We start from the raw sequence: 17083 nt of genomic DNA, 5'->3' as shown, positions 1-17083 counted from the left end.
CCGCCCGGATCAGTGCGCGTCGGCCGCCGAGGTCTGCGGCTCGTGTCCCACGGGGAAGCTCACCGAGTTCGCGATGAAGCACAGCCGCGAGGCCTCGCCGTGCAGCGACTGCGCGAGCTCGACCATCGACTCGTGCGCGACGCTTACCCGAGGCCGGAGGGTCACGGAGACGAAGCGCCCGCCCTCGCCCTCCTGCACCATCCGCCCGGCGGCGTCGTCGACGTACTCGGTCACGACGACGCCGTTCTTGACCGCGACGTGCAGGAACGAGAGCAGGTGGCACTGCGCGAGGGCGGCGAGCAGCAGCTGCTCGGGGTTCCAGCGGTCCGGGTCGCCGCGGAAGGGCTTGTCGGCCGAGGCGAGGATCGGCGGCGGGCCCTCGGCGACGAGGACGTTCTGGCGCCCGTAGTCCCGGTAGCCGCTGGTGCCGGTGCCGCGATTGCCCTCCCAGACGACGGATACGGCGTAATCGTGCTCCGCTTTCATCGGAATCCTCCTTCTGGGCCGTGGTTCAGGCCGGTCTCGGCGGTCTGGACCCCTGCTGCTCCGAGGCCCGCGGGTACACTCGGGGGACCATGACAGACACGCTCGCTCCCCAGGTTCCCACGTCGGCCGTCCCCCAGGAGCGTCGCGTCGCGACCGAGATCCCGGGGCCGCGATCGAGGGCTCTGCACGAGCGCCGCCTCGCCGTCGTCCCCACCGGAGTCGGCACCGCGCTCCCCGTCTACATCGACCGCGCGCACGGCGCGATCCTCGTCGACGTCGACGGCAACCAGTTCATCGACCTGGGCGCCGGCATCGGCGTGACGACGATCGGCCACACCGACGACGCGGTCGTCGCCGCCGCCACCGCGCAGCTCGGCCGCCTCACCCACACGCTCTTCACCGTCACGCCCTACGAGCCGTACATCCGCGTCGCGGAGCTGCTCGGCGAGCACACCCCCGGCGACCACGCGAAGAAGACCGTGCTGGTCAACTCCGGCGCCGAGGCCGTTGAGAACGCGGTCAAGATCGCCCGCAAGCACACCGGCCGCCCCGGCGTCGCGGTGCTGGACCACGCCTACCACGGCCGCACGAACCTGACGATGGCGATGAACTTCAAGGCGCTCCCCTACGGACTCGGCTTCGGCCCGTTCGCGAGCGACGTCCACCGCGCGCCGAGCTCCTACCCGTACCACGACGGCCTCTCGGGCGCCGAAGCGGCCGAGCAGACGATCTCGTACCTCGAGAAGACGGTGGGTGCCTCCGCGCTGGCCTGCCTCGTCGTCGAGCCCGTCCAGGGCGAGGGCGGCTTCATGGTCCCGGCGCAGGGCTTCCTGCCGGCCCTGCAGGAGTGGTGCACCGCGAACGGCATCGTCTTCGTCGCCGACGAGATCCAGTCGGGCATGGCCCGCACCGGCGCCTGGTTCGCCAGCGAGCACTTCGGCCTCGTCCCCGACCTGGTGCTCTCGGCCAAGGGCATCGCGGGCGGCCTGCCGCTCGCCGGCGTCACCGGCCGGGCCGAGATCATGGACTCCGCGCAGGCCGGCGGCCTCGGCGGCACCTTCGGCGGCAACCCCGTCGCGGCGGCCGCAGCCGTCGCGGTCTTCGAGCGGATCGAGCAGGACGGCCTCCTCGCCGAGGCCGACCGGATCGGCGCCCGCCTCGGTGCCGCGCTGCACGCCCTGCAGGAGCGCTACGACATCATCGGCGACGTGCGCGGCATCGGCGCGATGATGGCGATCGAGCTCGTCGAGCCCGGAACCGGGCAGACGACCAAGCGACCGAACACCGCGGCGGTCGCCGCGATCATCGACTACGCCGCCAAGCACGGCGTGCTCGTGCTCAGCGCCGGCACCTACGGCAACGTGGTGCGCTTCCTCCCCAGCCTCGCCCTCACGGACGAGCTGCTGGACGAGGCCGTGGCCGTGCTCGGCGAGGCGTTCGCGACCCTCTGAGCCCCGCCCGCTCCGTCGACGACCCGGCCCCTCCGCCCAGGAGGCGCCGGGCCGTCGGGCAAGATGGGGGGATGTCCGCAGGTACCTTCACCCTCGCCGAGTCCGTCGAACTGGCGGTGGTCGAGCGCTCCGGCTTCGTCGAGTCGCGCCACGCCGGGTCGGCCGTGCTCCTCGACTCCGACGGCCGCGTCGCCCGCACCCTGGGCACCCCGACGGCGCCGGTCCTCCCCCGCTCCTGCCTGAAGCCCTTCCAGGCCCTCGCCGTGATGACCGCCGGCGTCGAGCTGAGCGGGGCGGAGGCGGTCATCGCGACCGCGAGCCACGCCGGCATCCCGCAGCACGTCGCCCTGGTGCAGAACCTGCTCTTCCGCGCGGGCCTCGACCACACCGCCCTGCAGTGCCCGGCCGACTGGCCGAGCGACTCGGCCTCGCGCACCAAGCTGCTGCGCGCCGGCGCGAGCGCGGACCCGCTGTACATGAACTGCTCCGGCAAGCACGCGGCGATGCTGCTCGCCTGCGTGCAGAACGGCTGGAGCACCGACGACTACCTCGAGCGCTCGCACCCGCTGCAGCAGCACATCGTGGACACGATCGAGCGCCTGACCGGCGAGCGGATCGCCGGCTCGGCCGTCGACGGCTGCGGCGCACCGGTGCACGCACTGCCGCTGACCGCGCTGGCGAAGGGGATCTCGCGGATCGTCTCCTCCTCCCCCGCCTCGCCGTTCGGGCTCTACCGGCAGGCGGGCGTGCTCACCGAGGCGATCCTCGAGAACGCATGGGCGCTGGACGGGCCGGGTCGCGACAACACCGTCGTGATCGAGCGGCTCGGCCTGGTCGCGAAGCTCGGCGCGGAGGGAGTGCTCGTGATGGCCTCGCCCGACGGAACGACGGTCGCGCTGAAGATCCTCGACGGCAGCCTGCGCGCCGCCACGGTGGTCGCGCTCAAGCTGCTGGTGGAGGCGGGCACCGTGGACCGCACGGCGGCGAACGAGGTGCTGGTGCGGCTCAACCCGGTGGTCACCGGCGGCGGCAAGCCGGTCGGCGCGGTCCGCGCCTCCTACGTCTGAGGCGCCGGGGCGCCGCCGGAGCGGCCGGTCGCGCCGCTACTGCGTGCGCGCCAGCCGCTTCGCCCGGGCCGCCGCCGACACCTGCGTGACGACGACGATGAGGATCGCCAGCACGAACACCGCCGAGGCGATCACGTTCGCCTCGGCGGGGATGCCGCGGGCCGCCGCGATGTAGATGTACTTCGGGAACGTGGTGACGGACCCGGAGTTGAAGTTCGTGATGATGAAGTCGTCGAAGCTCAGCGCGAACGAGAGCAATGCCGCCGCGAGGATGCCGGGCAGCAGCAGCGGGAAGGTGATCCGCCAGAAGACCTGGGCCGGTGAGGCGTAGAGGTCGCGCCCCGCCTCCTCGAGTCGCGGGTCGAGGCTCGCGACGCGCGCCTTCACCGTCACCACGACGAAGCTGATGCAGAACATCGTGTGCGCCAGGACGATCGTGACCAGGCCCTTCTCGGTGCCGAGCGCGAGGAACTGGGCGGCCAGACCGGCGCCGAGCACCACCTCTGGGGTGGCCATCGGCAGGAACAGCAGCAGGCTGATCGCCGAGCGGAACCGGAAGCGGAACCGCACGAGTGCGATGGCGATCATCGTCCCGAGCGCGGTGGCCAGCACCGTCGCGACGACGCCGACCAGCAGGCTGTTGCCGAACGCCGTCATCACCTCCTCGCTCGTCCACGCCGACACCCACTTGTCGAAGGTGAAGCCCCGCCAGGCGAGGTTGCTCTTGCCCGAGTCGTTGAACGAGTAGACGAAGGTGTAGCCGATCGGGATCAGCAGGAAGATCAGCGCGAGGGCGGTGTAGATCCCGAGCCCGAGGCCCTTGAAGCGGCGCGGGCCTCGCACCGGCGCGGGAGCGGGTGCCCCCAGCGCCTCCTGGGCGCTCGCGACGGGGCGGTCGGCGGTGGCGGTCACAGGAGGTCCTCCGTTCCACTGCGCTTCACGTAGAAGCCGACGATGACCAGGATCACGGCCATCAGCACGATCGAGAGCGCGGCCGCGGCCGGATAGTTCTCGAGGGTGAGGAAGTTCGCCTCGATCGCGTTGCCCACCATCGAGGTCTGCGACGAGCCGAGGAAGTCCCGGCTCGCATTGATGTAGTCGCCCGCGGCCGGGATGAAGGTGAGCAGCGTGCCCGAGACGATGCCGGGCATCGAGAGCGGCACCGTGACCTTCCAGAACACCGAGGCGGGGTGCGCGTAGAGGTCGGAGCCGGCCTCGAGCAGCCGGGTGTCCAGCCGCTCCAGCGTCGTGTACAGCGGCAGGGTCATGAAGGGGATGAAGTTGTAGGTGATGCCGAAGACGACGGCGATCGGAGTCCCCGTGAGGTGGCCGTCGGAGGGCAGGATCGCGACGGTCTTGAGGGCCTGCACGAGCGGGCTCTCGTCGGCGAGGATCTGCTTCCACGCCAGGGTGCGGAGCAGGAAGCTGATGAAGAACGGCGCGATCACCAGCGTCAGCAGCAGGTTCTGCAGCAGCGGCCACGGCCGCGCCTTCACCCCGATGTAGTAGGCGAGCGGGTAGCTGATGACGAGCGCGAGCACCGTGGCGATCAGCGCGTAGCCGAAGGAGCGGATCGCGTGCGGCCAGTAGTCGGCCATCACGACGAGGTAGTTCTGCCAGGCGAAGCCCGGCGCGTACTCGCCGATGTCCCCGTCCGGCACCTCGACCTGGAACGAGGTCAGCACGAGCGAGATCAGCGGCGTCAGGAAGAAGAGCAGCATGTAGACGATGCCCGGCAGCAGGAGCACCAGGGCGATCGTCGACCGCCGGCGGACCGGCGGATCGAGCGTGTCGGCAGAGCCGGTCGCGAACGCGGCGAAGGCCATGCCTACGCCCCTCCGGAGCGTCCGGCGAGCAGCCCGCGCTTCTGCAGGGCGATCGAGCGGGTGGAGTCGTCGGCGGCGAAGCGGGGCACGGTGCCCGGCTCGTCGGCCAGACCGAAGCCGTGCTCGATGCTCCAGCTGACCCAGACCTGCGCGCCCTCGCCGACGACCGGCCCGAAGACCATGTTCTGGGCGAAGACGACGATCGAGCCGAGCGTCGGGATCTCGATCGTGTACTGCGTGCTGACGCCGCTGAAGGAGACGTCGACGACGCGCCCCGGGCCCAGCACGTTGCGGTCCGGCGAGTCGGCCGGCGCCTCCGTGAGCAGCTGGAGCTTCTCGGGGCGGACGCCGATCGTCATCTCCCCGGACTCGCGAGCCGCACGGGCGGTGGGCACGACGATCCGGGCGTCACCGGCCGCGATCGTCAGCGCGGTGGCGGTCGAGCCGACGACCTCGCCGGTGAAGAGGTTCGACTGGCCGAGGAAGTTCGCGACGAAGACGGTGCGCGGGAGCTCGTAGAGCGCCTCGGGGGCGCCCATCTGCTCGATCCGGCCCTTGTTCATCACGGCGACGGTGTCGGCCATGGTCATGGCCTCCTCCTGGTCGTGCGTGACGTGCAGGAAGGTGAGGCCGACCTCCTCCTGGATCGACTTCAGCTCGAGCTGCATCTGGCGGCGGAGCTTGAGGTCGAGCGCGCCGAGCGGCTCGTCGAGGAGCAGGAGCGCGGGCCGGTTGACGATGGCCCGGGCGAGGGCGACCCGCTGCTGCTGCCCGCCCGAGAGCTGGGCCGGGCGGCGCTGGGCGAGGTGGTCGAGCTCGACCAGCCGGAGCGCCTCGTGCGCCTTGCCGACCGGGTCGTCGATCCGGCGGCGCTTGAGACCGAACGCGACGTTCTCGAGGATCGACATGTGCGGGAACAGCGCGTACGACTGGAAGACCGTGTTGACCGGGCGCTGGAAGGTCTTGGTGGCCGTGACGTCCTTCCCGCCGATGAGGATCCGGCCGACGCTGGGCTCCTCGAGGCCCGCGACGAGCCGCAGGGTGGTCGTCTTCCCGCAGCCGGAGGGTCCGAGCAGGGCGAAGAAGGAGCCCGCGGGGATCGTGAGATCCAGCGAGTCGATGGCGGTGAAGCCCGGGTACTGCTTGCTGATCCCGACCAGCTCGAGGTCGGCGCCGCGCTCGGCGAAGGTTCCCATCGCCATCAGATGCCCAGCAGCACTTTCTGGAACTCGGCCTGGTAGTCCTTCTCCTCGTCCGCGGTGAGCGTCCGGAAGATGTGGGACTGCGCGAGCGTGTCCTCGTCGGGGAAGATCAGCTGGTTCTCGGCCAGCTCCGGGTCGATGCTCTCCATGGCGTCCTTCGCTCCGTCGACGGGGGTGATGTAGTTGACCCAGGCGGCCACCTCGGCGGCGACCTCCGGCTCGTAGTAGTAGTTCATCAGCGCTTCCGCGTTGGCCTTGCGCTGGGAGCCCATCGGCACGACGAAGGTGTCGTTCCACAGGGTGCCGCCGGAGTCGGGGAGCGCGAACTCCCATTTGTCGCCGGCCTCGGTGTTGATCAGCGTGATGTCGCCCGACCAGCAGATCGCCGCGAGGGTGTCCTCGTTCTGCAGGTCGTTGAGGTACGCGTTGCCCTTGATGTTGCGGATCTGGCCCTCGTCGACCTGCTTCCGGAAGACGTCGATCGCGTTCATGAACTCGTCGTCCCCCCAGGAGCCGGCGATGTCGGTGCCCTGGGCGAGCATGATCAGTCCGATGGTGTCGCGCATCTCGCTGAGCACGCCGACCCGGCCGCGCAGTGCCGGGTCCCAGAGGTCCTCGACGCTCGCGAGTCCGTTCGGCAGCTTCTCCTTGTTCCAGCAGATCCCGGCGAAGCCGGCCTGGAACGGGAGGGAACGGTGGCGGCCCGGATCGAAGTCGGGGTTCGCGAGCGAGGGGGTGAGGTTCGCGATGTTCGGGATGTTCGCGTGGTCGAGCTCCTGGATGTAGCCGCGCCGGGCCAGCCGCGAGACCATCCACTCGGTCAGGCAGACGGTGTCGGCGCCGATGTACTGGCCGAGCGCGAGCTGGTCCTTGACCTTGCCGTAGTAGGAGTTGTTGTCGTCGACCGCGACGTTGTAGGTGACGGAGATGCCGGACTGCTTCTCGAACGCCGTCAGCGTCGGGTAGCCGCCGTCGTCGTCCTCGTCGAGGTAGGCCGGCCAGTTGTCCCAGACCAGTCTCGGATCGGAGGCGGACTCGTCGACCGCGGCGGTGGGGGCGGCGCGCGAGACCTGGGCGCAGCCGGCGAGCGCCAGCGCGCCGACGCCGAGCCCGAGACCGCCGAGGACTGCGCGCCGCGAGAGCATCGCGCGCCGCTCCCGCTCGCGGGATCGTGCGACGGCGATGGCCTCGCGGAGGACGGGGTCCCTCGGGAGAGGACGGGTCATGGCTGCGGCTCCTGACTGCGTCGGTGCTCGGGCCCACCGGCGTGAACGTGGGGAAATACTGGCACAGTGCTCGGACGTCTGTCGATGACGGACGGAGGAGATCGGTGATCTGGAAACATGATTGTCACGAAATCCGCGCTCCGAGGGCTCTCCGACCACGGATTCCTCCTGTTCGGAGCCGATGGTCAGGACACCGGGGCGTCCGGCCAGCGCGCACGACGAAGACGGTCGTCCACCAGGAGCAGCACCCTGTCGCCCGCGCAGAGAGGTGCCGGCGGGAGCGGGCCCAGCACGACCCGCGCCTCGGCCGGGGGGAGGTCGAGCACGACGGGCGCACCCGCTCGGAGGCGGGCGAGGAGCGCCCTCGACACGGACCACTCCGCGACCGACCCGAGGATCGCCGCCCCGGCCGGAGGCAGCCCGTCCACCACCGCCGGGACCGGGAGCGCGGGGACACCGGCCGCGGTGAGCCTGGCCCGCAGCGCCCCCGCGCGGTTCGTCAGGACGGCGGTGGGCTCCTCGCCCGTCGGCACGACCGGCACGGCCGCCGGACGCCTGCCCGACGGCGACGGCGGCGGCGCGAAGACCTGGATCCGCTCCCCGCGCCACCAGCCGCCGCCCGGGGGCAGGTCGCCGCGGTACGGCTCGCCGTGCAGCGCGAGCAGCTGGTGCTCCTGCCGGTGTGCGGCGCGCAGCAGCAGGACGTCGTCGAAGGCGTCCCGGAGGCCGGCGAGACCGTCGGTCGCCCGGCGGGCGGTGGCGACGATCGGATCCTCGCCGGAGCGGAGCGCCGTCTGCAGGGCGTCGAGGAGTCGCCGGCGCTCGTCCTCGGTGCAGCGCCGCAGCAGCAGATCCAGGTCGTCGAGCAGGAGCGGACCGGACGGCCCCTCCTCGGCGACGATCGCGTCCCAGGCCCCCTCGGCGTCGAGCGGGCCGACCGTGCGAGCGCCGCCGAGCTGCGCGGCGACCGTGCGGAGCGCGCCGCTGCGACCGGAGCCCGCCGCTCCGAGGACGAGGAGGGAGCGGTGATCGAGGTGGACGACGTCCTGGCGCTGCTCGGCCGGGCGGTCGACGACGCCGAGCGCGATCCGGCCCGTCCGCCGGCGCTCCGGCAGGGGGATCCGGTCGGGGAGCGGGTCGAGCCAGGGCCGGTGCGCCGGGGCCGACCCGGCGCCGCTCCGCCTCGCCCTGGCGATGTCGTCCTCCTGCGCGAGGGCCGCCTGGATCAGCTGCCCGCGCCCGCCGATCGACACCACGCACCGACCCGCCGAGCGGTGCGGGATCCGCGCGGCGGCGTCCGAGCCGATCAGCGCTCGCGAGTCGGCGGCGTCGTGCACCCGGAGTGCGATCCGGAGACCGCAGTTCGCCGCGACCGCGTCGCGGACGACGCCGACCGGCCGCTGGGTGCAGAGCACGAGGTGGACGCCGAGCGAGCGCCCGCGCGCGGCGATGTCGGCGAAGGTGCGGTGCAGCTCCGGTGCGCGCTCCAGCACGACCGCGCACTCGTCGACGACGACGACCAGCCGCGCGAGCACACCGGGTGCCAGCCGGGCGATGTCCGGGACGCCGCGCTCGGCGAGGACCACCTCGCGACGGCGCAGCTCGGCGGCGATGCTGGTGAAGGCGCGGAGAGCCCCCTCGGCGTCGAGATCGGTGACCACCCCGGTCACGTGCGGGAGGGGCCGGAGCGCGCTGAACCCCGCGCCGCCCTTGAAGTCCGCGAGCAGGAACGTCACGGCGGTCGGCGGGTGCCGGATCGCCAGCCCCACGACCCAGGCGATCAGGAGCTCGCTCTTGCCGCTCCCCGTCGTCCCGCCGACGACGGCGTGCGGTCCGTCGCGGACCAGATCGATCTCGATCGGGCCGCTCGGCGTCCGCCCCAGCAGCACCGGGAGGCCGGTGCCGTCCTCGGGTCCGTCCCGGCCACCGAGGTCGGAGAGCAGCACGGTCCCCGGGAGCTCCGCCGGTCCTGCGCCGCGGGCGGCGGCGAGCGACTCGGCGTAGCCGCGCGCCTGCTCCGCAGCCACGAAGTCGACGACCAGCGGCTCCGTGGTGCCGGGCCCTCTCCGGCCGACGACGCTCGCGACGCCGGCTCCGCCGAGCTGCACGATGCAGCGGCACCGCTTCGGCAGCTCGGCCGCCGTGCCGGCGAGGGCGAGGACGGCGTCCGCCTCGGTCGCCGCGTCCTCCTCCAGGACGGCGAGGGTGAGCGGCGCGCCGACCGACCGCGTGTGCGGGAGAGCGCGGAGGCAGCGCCAGCCGGTTCCGGCCGGCAGTTCGATGCGGAGGGCTTCCGGCGCGACGAGCTCCGCGATCTGCACCAGGAGCCCCCGCACCAGCGCGCGGGTGAGGACGGCGGGGCCGACGACGCCGATCCCCGAGGACATCGCTGCCAGCAGCACCTCCCGGTCCTCCCACGCGCCCTCCCCTGTTCCCCTCGCCCGACTGAGCACGACCTCGAGTCCCTCCGCCGGCCGGCGCCAGCGGGCGTCCGCCGGGACGCGCTGCTCGAGGACCTCGAGCGGGAGCGGCGACGCGCGGCGGAGGGCGGCGAGCTCCTCCGCCCGCGCCTTGGCCGTCGCGACGGTGTGCTCCGCGAGCTCCCGGGAGTAGCGCTCCGCCTCCCGCCGCGCGGTGCGGCGACGGAGACGGGCCGCGTCGAGGAAGGAGGCGAGCGCGACCACGGGCCCGAGAGCGGCGAGGGCCAGCGTGTACGGCGACGAGGTCAGCGCGTACAGCACGAGGGACGACACCACCGGGGTCAGCGCCGCGATCCACGGGAACGGCGGCCGCGGCGGCGTGCTCGGCGGAGTGGGCGGCAGGAGCCGTGCCCGGGAGTGCTGGATCGTCATCCGACCAGCGAAGCGGACGCCGGCCGCGCGCGGTGGGTCAGCGGGTGATCGGTGGACGGTTCGAGGCTGTGGAGGAGCCGTCGACCCGTTCCACCGCCATCTCGACCGCGGACAGCAGGAGCCTGCTGCCGATCTTCGCGCGGTAGCGGCGGCCCGCCTCGAGCGGGAGCGGGGCCTGCGTCGGGGCGACCAGCACGGTGCCGTTGGCCGACCAGCGATCGCTGACCCACAGGCCGCCCTCGTCGAAGCCGAACTCGAGGTGCGTCTTCGAGAGCGAGCGCGTCGGATCGGGGACCGCGAGGATGTGCCGGAAGGTCTCGCCCGCATCCGGCAGCGGCTGACGGCCGATGAGACCGCTGCCGGTGACGATGGCGTGCTGCCCGGAGGCGAAGATCAGCTTCACGAGCCCCTGACTCGGCGGCGCCATGGGCGCCCCGGGAGCGGGCCGCCGGTGCCGGCCCGGTGCGAGACCGGGGAGCCAGGCACGGCGCGAGGGGTCGAGGACGGTGGTGTCGCCGGTCGACGCGGGGCGGGAGGCGCCGGGAGTCGCGTGCGAGGCCACCGAGGTGCCGCACTCTCCGCAGAGGATCGCCCCGGGATCGAGGGTGGAGCCACACGTGCTGCAGATCACCGAGACCACCCCTCCTCGACCCATGCTACCCGGGGCTCCGGCGGGCCTCCCGGGTCCTCGATCAGTCGCTCTCGCCGGTGACGGCGAGCACGTCGACGACGATCACCGTCACGTTGTCGCGTCCGCCGTTGCCGAGCGCCGCCTCGACCAGTCCGTCGGCGGCGTCCTGGGCCGTCTCCGCGGTGGAGAGCACGTGCTCGAGGCCCGCGTCCGTGAGCTCCTTGGTCAGGCCGTCCGAGCAGATCAGCAGCCGCGACGGGGCGATGACGGGAACCAGGCGGTAGTCGGGGACGGGCGGCTCGTGGAAGCCGACCGCCCTGGTGATCACGTTGCTGTGCGGGTGCACGTCGGCCTCGTCCCGGGTGATCAGGCCGGCATCGACGAGCTCCTGGACGATCGAGTGGTCGACCGTCAGCTGGACCAGGGCGCCCTGGACGCAGAGGTAGACGCGCGAGTCGCCGATGTTGAAGACGGACCAGTAGGGCTCGCCGCCCACGGCGGTCAGTGCCGCTCCGGTAACGGTGGTCCCTGTTCCGCCGTCGGCGGTGCGCGACTGGCGGGCGATGTCGTCCACGGCCTCACGGAGTGCGCGGTCGATCTCCTCCGCTCCCACGGTGCTGCCGGTCGCGGCGAGGGAGAGCCGGGACACGACGGCGTCGCTCGCCACCTCTCCGGCCGCATGACCGCCCATCCCGTCGGCGACGGCGAAGAGCGGTGTCTTCGCGAGGTAGCTGTCCTCGTTGGCGCTGCGCACCAGGCCGACCTCGGTGCGCGCCGCCCAGCCGAGGGTGACCTCCGCGGAGGGCGTGTCCGAGGACCAGGCCGAGACGGGGACGGTCACCGACGCTCGGCTGCGGCCGATCTGCGTCATCGCGTCTCCTCGCCTCCGCCGGCTCCGCGCATGCGGGCCGATCCCTCCGATGCTAGCGGCTGTGCGAGCACTGGAGACGCCCGCTCAGCGGCGCTCCGCAGCGCCCCCGCGGAGGACCGGACCGACCGTCCTCCGCGTGGGCGAGAGCGCTTCCGTGACAGTGGATTCCGTCATCCGGGACGCCTCGCCGATGCGGATTCACTTGCCGGGCCCCGACGAGGCTGCCAGGATCATCGCATGAGCCCCTCCCGCCCTCCTGCGCCGCGCCCGCTCCAGCTCGACGACGTGTCCAAGGCGATCATCGAGCAGCTGCAGGCCGACGGCCGGCGCTCCTACGCCGAGATCGGCAAGGCGGTGGGGCTCAGCGAGGCGGCCGTCCGCCAGCGGGTGCAGAAGCTGACCGAGTCGGGCGTGATGCAGATCGTCGCCGTGACCGACCCGATGCAGCTCGGCTTCTACCGGCAGGCGATGATCGGGGTCCGCGTCACCGGGGACACCAGGGTGGTCGCGGACAGCCTCGCGGCGATCCCCGCCGTGGACTACGTGGTGCTGACGGCCGGCACCTTCGACATCCTCGCCGAGGTCGTCTGCGAGAACGACGACGACCTGATCGCCCTGCTCAACCAGGAGATCCGGTCGCTCCCGGGGGTGCTCTCCACCGAGACCTTCGTCTATCTGAAACTCCACAAGCAGTTCTACAACTGGGGAACGCGGTAACCGATGACCACAGAGACAGCATTCTCGAGCCAGGGCCTCGCGTCCGGCGATCCGGTGAAGGGCGAGGACGCCCCGGCCGGCTTCGACGACGCCGCGCTGCAGAAGAAGGCCAAGGACCACCTCTGGATGCACTTCACCCGGCAGTCGGTGATGGACTCCGGCGCGGGGGTCCCCATCATCACCCGGGGTGAGGGCCATCACATCTGGGACAGCACGGGCCGGAAGTACTTCGACGGGCTCTCCGGGCTCTTCGTCGTCAACGCGGGCCACGGCCGTCGTCGGCTCGCGGAGGCCGCGGCCAAGCAGGCGGCCGAGCTCTCGTTCTTCCCGCTCTGGTCGTACGCGACGCCCTCGGCGATCGAGCTCGCCGATCGCCTCGCGGATCACGCACCGGGCGACCTCAACCGCGTGTTCTTCTCGACCGGTGGCGGTGAGGCCGTCGAGACGGCCTTCAAGCTGGCGAAGCACTTCTGGAAGCTCCAGGGCAAGCCGGGCAAGCACAAGGTGATCTCGCGCTCGGTCGCCTACCACGGCACCCCGCAGGGCGCCCTGGCGATCACCGGCATCCCGGCGATGAAGGCGATGTTCGAGCCGATCGTGCCCGGCGGCTTCCGCGTGCCGAACACCAACTTCTACCGCGCGCCCCAGCACGGCGACGACCTGGAGGCCTTCGGCGTCTGGGCCGCGGACCGCATCGAGGAGATGATCGAGTTCGAGGGCCCCGAGACGGTCGCGGCCGTCTTCCTCGAGCCGGTGCAGAACTCCGGTGGCTGCTTCCCCCCGCCGCCCGGCTACTTCCAGCGGGTGCGCGAGATCTGCGACCGGCACGACGTGCTCCTCGTCTCGGACGAGGTGATCTGCGCCTTCGGGCGGATCGGCCACATGTTCGCCTGCGACGAGTACGGCTACGTGCCGGACATGATCACCTGCGCGAAGGGCATGACCAGCGGCTACTCCCCCATCGGCGCCACCATCGTCAGCGACCGCATCTACGAGCCCTTCCGGCACGGCGAGGTCTCCTTCCCGCACGGCTACACCTTCGGCGGGCACCCCGTCTCGGCCGCGGTCGCGCTGGAGAACCTCGACATCTTCGAGGAGGAGAAGCTCAACGAGAACGTGCGGGAGAACTCGCCGCTCTTCCGCTCCGCGCTCGAGAAGCTGCTCGACCTGCCGATCGTCGGCGACGTCCGCGGCGCGGGCTACTTCTTCGGGATCGAGCTGGTCAAGGACAAGACGACCAAGGAGACCTTCAACGCGGAGGAGTCGGAGCGCCTGCTCCGCGGCTTCCTCTCGAAGGCGCTGTTCGACGCCGGCCTGTACTGCCGGGCGGACGACCGCGGCGACCCCGTCGTGCAGCTCGCACCGCCGCTCACCATCGGACCGAAGGAGTTCGACGAGATCGAGCAGATCCTGCGCTCCGTGCTGACGGAGGCCTGGGCGCGACTCTGACGCGCTCGTGCGCGCCGCCGGAGGGACTGGCGGCGCGCACGAGCACGCCGGACGCGCCTCACGCGGCACGGCGCCCCTCGACGGCCCACGGGCACGGCTCGCCGCCCTCGAGCGCGGCTGCGAGGATCCGCGAGTCGTGATCGTGCGGGTCGAGGCGGACCGCCTCCCGCGCGAGGAGCGCCGCTGAGCGGATCGACCCCGACGACCAGTGGAGCGTGGCGAGCAGGACCAGCAGCGGTCCCCGCTCGGTCCCCGGCGCCGCCGCGGCCGCGTGCGCGACGAGCCCGATGACGGACGGCGCAGCGGCGCGGTCGGGAGAGGCGACGAGTCGGATCACCCGCTCCCGCCCTTCCCGCCGTTGCGCGCCGACGATGAGCGCGGCGAGCGCGTGGGTCCGCGGCTGCCAGGGACGACCCGCGGCCGCGCGCAGCAGAAGGGACTCGACGTCGGCCGTCACCGCCTCGGGGAGACGAGCGCGCGGGTGCCGGTCGAGCAGCGCGTCCACCTCCGCCGCGACCGCGAGCGCCTCCCCTCGGTCGACGGCGGGCAGCAGTTCCGCCGAGGGGGTCTCGCCGGACGTCCCGCGGACCGTCGTTCCGCTGCCCGGTCGGCGCGGGCGGCGCGGGCCGGCGGGGACGAGCACCTCCACGGCGATTCCGAGCTCCTGCGCTCGACTGCTCAGCGCGCCGATCAGCGCACCGGCGGACGGAACGCGTCGGCCGCAGGAGAACAGCACGATCACCAGGCACTCCACGCGCCCGAAGCGCCCGAGGGCCCCGATCCAGACCCGTGCTGCTCGTGTCGGATCGCCGACAGCGAGGTCGAAGCGGAGGGCGCCGGTGGGCGTGCCGCACCTCAGCGGGACGAGGACGACGCTCTCGTGCGGCGGATGCCCGAGCAGGCGAGGGACCGCCGCGAGGACGGCGCTGTGATCGACGGGACGGACCGGAGGGGATGCAGTGGATGTCATGCGGCAACGGTGGCGGGCCCTGCGTCGCTGCGGGGCGGGGCCCACGGCGACCGGAAGACAGATCGCCGGAACGCCACCTGTGGAGGACGCCGGCCGACCGCGCCAGGACGTGCGCACACCTGCTGGTCGACCGGCCGCAGCCGATCCCGCGTGCGGACACGCTGGTCGACCGACCGCAGCCGATCACGCGGACATGCCCGTCGAGTAGCCGCCCCAGGCGGCGTATCGAGACCCACCGTCGTTCGGCGGGTGGATCTCGACGCGCCCGTTCCGTCCTCCACAGGCCGCCGAGCTGCGGAGCCGTCCACCGATGTCCGATTCCCGCCGGTCGCCCGCGTGGGCCGCGGCTACTCTCGTGGCATGAGAACGACTCCCCTGCACGTGCGCCGCACCGTCAGCCCCCTCGGCCGGATCGAGGTCGGCAGCGACGGCGAGTCGATCGTCTCGCTCGCGATCGAGAACGGCGGAACCCTCCCGCACGACCACCTGCCCGACAGCTCGCTCCCCGTCCTCTGCACCGCGGTCGACCAGCTCGACGCGTACTTCGCCGGCGAGCGGCGCACCTTCGACCTGCCGCTGCTGCTCCGTGGAACGCCCTTCCAGCTGGAGATCTGGGGAGCGCTCCAGGGGATCGGCTTCGGCGAGATCACCTCCTACGGTGCCCTCGGGCAGGCGACGGGACGGCTCCGCTCCGGTCGGCCCATCGGCGGCGCCGTCGGCGCGAACCCGATCCCGATCCTCGTCGGCTGCCACCGTGTGCTGGCCGGAGACGGCCGGATCACCGGCTTCAGTGCCGGTGAGGGCGTCGCCACGAAGGCCTGGCTGCTCGATCACGAGGGGATCGCGCACCGATGACGGCCGAGAACGGGCTGATCACCGACGCGGACGGGACCGTCCGCTGCGGCTGGAGCGGCGACGACGTCGAGTACCGCCGCTACCACGACGAGGAGTGGGGCGTCCCCCTGCACGGAGACCGGCCGCTCTTCGAGAAGATCTGCCTCGAGGGCTTCCAAGCGGGGCTCTCCTGGATCACCATCCTCCGCAAGCGGCCTCGGTTCCGCGAGGTCTTCCACGGCTTCGATCTCGACGTCGTCGCGGCGATGGACGCGGACGACGTGGACCGCCTGATGGACGACGCCGGCATCATCCGCAGCCGCCCCAAGATCCTCGCGACCATCGGCAACGCGCAGGCGGCCGTCACCCTGCGCGAGCGCGACGGCGAGGGCGCGATCGACCGCCTGGTCTGGTCGTTCGAGGAGGACGCCCCGCCCGGCCGGATCGTCCGCCCCGCCGACGTCCCGACCTCCACTCCGGCGTCCCTCGCGCTCTCGAAGACGCTCCGGAAGGCCGGCTTCCGCTTCGTCGGTGCGACGACCATGTACGCCCTGCTGCAGTCGGCCGGCGTCGTCGACGACCACCTCACCGGGTGCTTCCGCGCCCGCTCCTGACGCTCAGGCCGAGCGCACGACGAGATCCAGCTCGCCGCTGCCGGCGTTCGGCGCCAGCTCGAACCCGCGGGACGCCGCCCACTCGATCAGCTCGGCGAGGGCGTCGGTCTCGACGCCGTCCTCCGCGAGCGCGCGGACGAAGAGACCCTTGCCCTGCTTGTTGAAGTGGTTGAGGTTGCGCAGCTGCCCCGTCGCGTCGCGCGACCGCACCCGGACGAAGAAGCGCCCCTCCCCCGGCTGCAGCGGCCCGAGCGCCGCGTAGGACTCGCTGCGCAGGTCGAGGACGAGACCCGGGAGCGCCGACAGCTCGCGCCCCGCCTCGGCAGCCCACCAGCGCTTGAGCGGCATCCCGGGGATACGCGAGTCGTGCGACAGCCGGTAGGCGGGGATGCCGTCGAGGCCCCGGACGGGACCCCAGAGCGCGGACTGCACCACGACGATCCGGCCGAGGACGCCGCGCGCCCCGGCCGAGAGCGACGCCGCCTCGAGCGCGTCGAACAGCACACCGTCGAAGCGGTCCACCGCGGGCATCGCCGGCGCGGTCGGCAGTGCCGCGTTGCGCTCGATCTCGCCGAACTGCCGGGGACCGAGCTTCAGTGCGCGGGACGCCGCGTCCCGGTCGCCGGCGAGCGCGACCAGCGCGTCGCGCAGGGCGACGCGACGATCGGTCAGCCCCGGGAACGACAGCTCCTCGAGCCGGAACTCGGCCGAGCCGCCGTCGCGCTTGGTCTCGGACGGGGGAAGCAGGACGTGCACGGGGCTCCTCGCGGAAGACGGCGTGCGAGAGCGCACGCGGGGAATGCGGCGAGGGGACGCCGCGCACGACGGAGGGGCCGGGCGATCGCGATGATCACCCGGCCCCTCCGGTCGCCGCTCGAGGCGGCGGG

Annotated in this window: 16 protein-coding genes; 6 read left to right on the top strand and 10 right to left on the bottom strand. The window is 72.4% G+C overall.

The window, feature by feature from the left end:
- Nucleotides 1-9 precede the first annotated feature (9 nt).
- Nucleotides 10-486 carry an OsmC family protein gene (locus tag MT350_RS04685; protein WP_243615481.1) on the bottom strand — a complete coding sequence of 159 codons (477 nt, stop codon included), beginning with the start codon at nucleotides 484-486 and terminating at the stop codon, nucleotides 10-12.
- A gap of 89 nt (nucleotides 487-575) precedes the next feature.
- On the opposite strand from MT350_RS04685, the gene gabT reads away from it, so the two are divergent.
- Nucleotides 576-1937 (top strand): 4-aminobutyrate--2-oxoglutarate transaminase, encoded by a 1362-nt coding sequence (gene gabT / locus MT350_RS04680; protein WP_243615480.1) that lies wholly within the window; start codon nucleotides 576-578, stop codon nucleotides 1935-1937.
- A 71-nt stretch (nucleotides 1938-2008) separates the two neighbouring features.
- On the top strand, nucleotides 2009-3004 hold the full coding sequence (locus tag MT350_RS04675; RefSeq protein WP_123702932.1) for an asparaginase: 996 nt from the start codon (nucleotides 2009-2011) through the stop codon (nucleotides 3002-3004).
- Between the two features lie 36 nt (nucleotides 3005-3040).
- Here the strand turns inward: MT350_RS04675 and MT350_RS04670 are convergent, their stop codons facing one another.
- The 7 genes from MT350_RS04670 to MT350_RS04640 all read right to left on the bottom strand — a co-directional run bounded on the left by MT350_RS04670 (nucleotide 3041) and on the right by MT350_RS04640 (nucleotide 11612).
- Nucleotides 3041-3808 carry an ABC transporter permease gene (locus tag MT350_RS04670; protein WP_243615639.1) on the bottom strand — a complete coding sequence of 256 codons (768 nt, stop codon included), beginning with the start codon at nucleotides 3806-3808 and terminating at the stop codon, nucleotides 3041-3043.
- Nucleotides 3809-3912: 104 nt separating this feature from the next.
- The gene (locus MT350_RS04665) at nucleotides 3913-4830 is read right to left on the bottom strand and encodes an ABC transporter permease (RefSeq protein WP_243615479.1); all 918 of its coding nucleotides are present in this window, start codon (nucleotides 4828-4830) and stop codon (nucleotides 3913-3915) included.
- 2 nt (nucleotides 4831-4832) lie between these two features.
- Nucleotides 4833-6032, bottom strand: a complete 1200-nt coding sequence (locus tag MT350_RS04660; RefSeq protein WP_243615478.1) for an ABC transporter ATP-binding protein — start codon at nucleotides 6030-6032, stop codon at nucleotides 4833-4835.
- Nucleotides 6032-7258, bottom strand: coding sequence for a PotD/PotF family extracellular solute-binding protein (locus tag MT350_RS04655; protein ID WP_243615477.1), 1227 nt, complete (start codon nucleotides 7256-7258; stop codon nucleotides 6032-6034). The genes MT350_RS04660 and MT350_RS04655 overlap by 1 nt, the downstream gene beginning before the upstream one ends.
- A 185-nt stretch (nucleotides 7259-7443) precedes the next feature.
- Complete coding sequence (locus MT350_RS04650) at nucleotides 7444-10110, bottom strand: FtsK/SpoIIIE domain-containing protein (RefSeq protein ID WP_243615476.1); 2667 nt, start codon at nucleotides 10108-10110, stop codon at nucleotides 7444-7446.
- Between the two features lie 37 nt (nucleotides 10111-10147).
- Complete coding sequence (locus tag MT350_RS04645) at nucleotides 10148-10672, bottom strand: hypothetical protein (RefSeq protein WP_148059117.1); 525 nt, start codon at nucleotides 10670-10672, stop codon at nucleotides 10148-10150.
- Nucleotides 10673-10802: 130 nt separating this feature from the next.
- Nucleotides 10803-11612: a PP2C family serine/threonine-protein phosphatase gene (locus MT350_RS04640; RefSeq protein WP_123735369.1), complete on the bottom strand. Its 810-nt coding sequence runs from the start codon at nucleotides 11610-11612 to the stop codon at nucleotides 10803-10805.
- Between the two features lie 237 nt (nucleotides 11613-11849).
- Here MT350_RS04640 and MT350_RS04635 point away from each other — a divergent pair, with 237 nt between their 5' ends.
- Both MT350_RS04635 and MT350_RS04630 read left to right on the top strand, forming a co-directional pair.
- Nucleotides 11850-12329: an Lrp/AsnC family transcriptional regulator gene (locus MT350_RS04635; protein WP_123445514.1), complete on the top strand. Its 480-nt coding sequence runs from the start codon at nucleotides 11850-11852 to the stop codon at nucleotides 12327-12329.
- 126 nt (nucleotides 12330-12455) lie between these two features.
- Nucleotides 12456-13778, top strand: a complete 1323-nt coding sequence (locus MT350_RS04630; RefSeq protein ID WP_243615638.1) for an aspartate aminotransferase family protein — start codon at nucleotides 12456-12458, stop codon at nucleotides 13776-13778.
- A gap of 58 nt (nucleotides 13779-13836) precedes the next feature.
- Here the strand turns inward: MT350_RS04630 and MT350_RS04625 are convergent, their stop codons facing one another.
- On the bottom strand, nucleotides 13837-14748 hold the full coding sequence (locus MT350_RS04625) for a DUF4192 family protein (protein WP_243615475.1): 912 nt from the start codon (nucleotides 14746-14748) through the stop codon (nucleotides 13837-13839).
- A gap of 360 nt (nucleotides 14749-15108) precedes the next feature.
- Here MT350_RS04625 and MT350_RS04620 point away from each other — a divergent pair, with 360 nt between their 5' ends.
- Together MT350_RS04620 and MT350_RS04615 are read left to right on the top strand one after the other, a co-directional pair.
- Nucleotides 15109-15603, top strand: coding sequence for a methylated-DNA--[protein]-cysteine S-methyltransferase (locus MT350_RS04620; protein ID WP_123735367.1), 495 nt, complete (start codon nucleotides 15109-15111; stop codon nucleotides 15601-15603).
- Nucleotides 15600-16196 carry a DNA-3-methyladenine glycosylase I gene (locus MT350_RS04615; protein ID WP_243615474.1) on the top strand — a complete coding sequence of 199 codons (597 nt, stop codon included), beginning with the start codon at nucleotides 15600-15602 and terminating at the stop codon, nucleotides 16194-16196. Before MT350_RS04620 ends, MT350_RS04615 begins: the two co-directional genes overlap by 4 nt.
- Before the next feature lie 3 nt (nucleotides 16197-16199).
- On the opposite strand, the gene MT350_RS04610 is transcribed toward MT350_RS04615, so the two are convergent.
- A complete protein-coding gene (locus MT350_RS04610; RefSeq protein ID WP_243615473.1) occupies nucleotides 16200-16952 on the bottom strand; it encodes a YaaA family protein in 753 nt (250 codons plus the stop codon).
- Nucleotides 16953-17083 lie beyond the last annotated feature (131 nt).

It is taken from the genome of Rathayibacter sp. VKM Ac-2928, assembly GCF_022815545.1.
Taxonomy (GTDB): Bacteria; Actinomycetota; Actinomycetes; order Actinomycetales; family Microbacteriaceae; genus Rathayibacter; species Rathayibacter festucae.
Note: the sequence above shows the minus strand (reverse complement) of the source record. Positions and strands in the feature narration are given on the sequence as shown.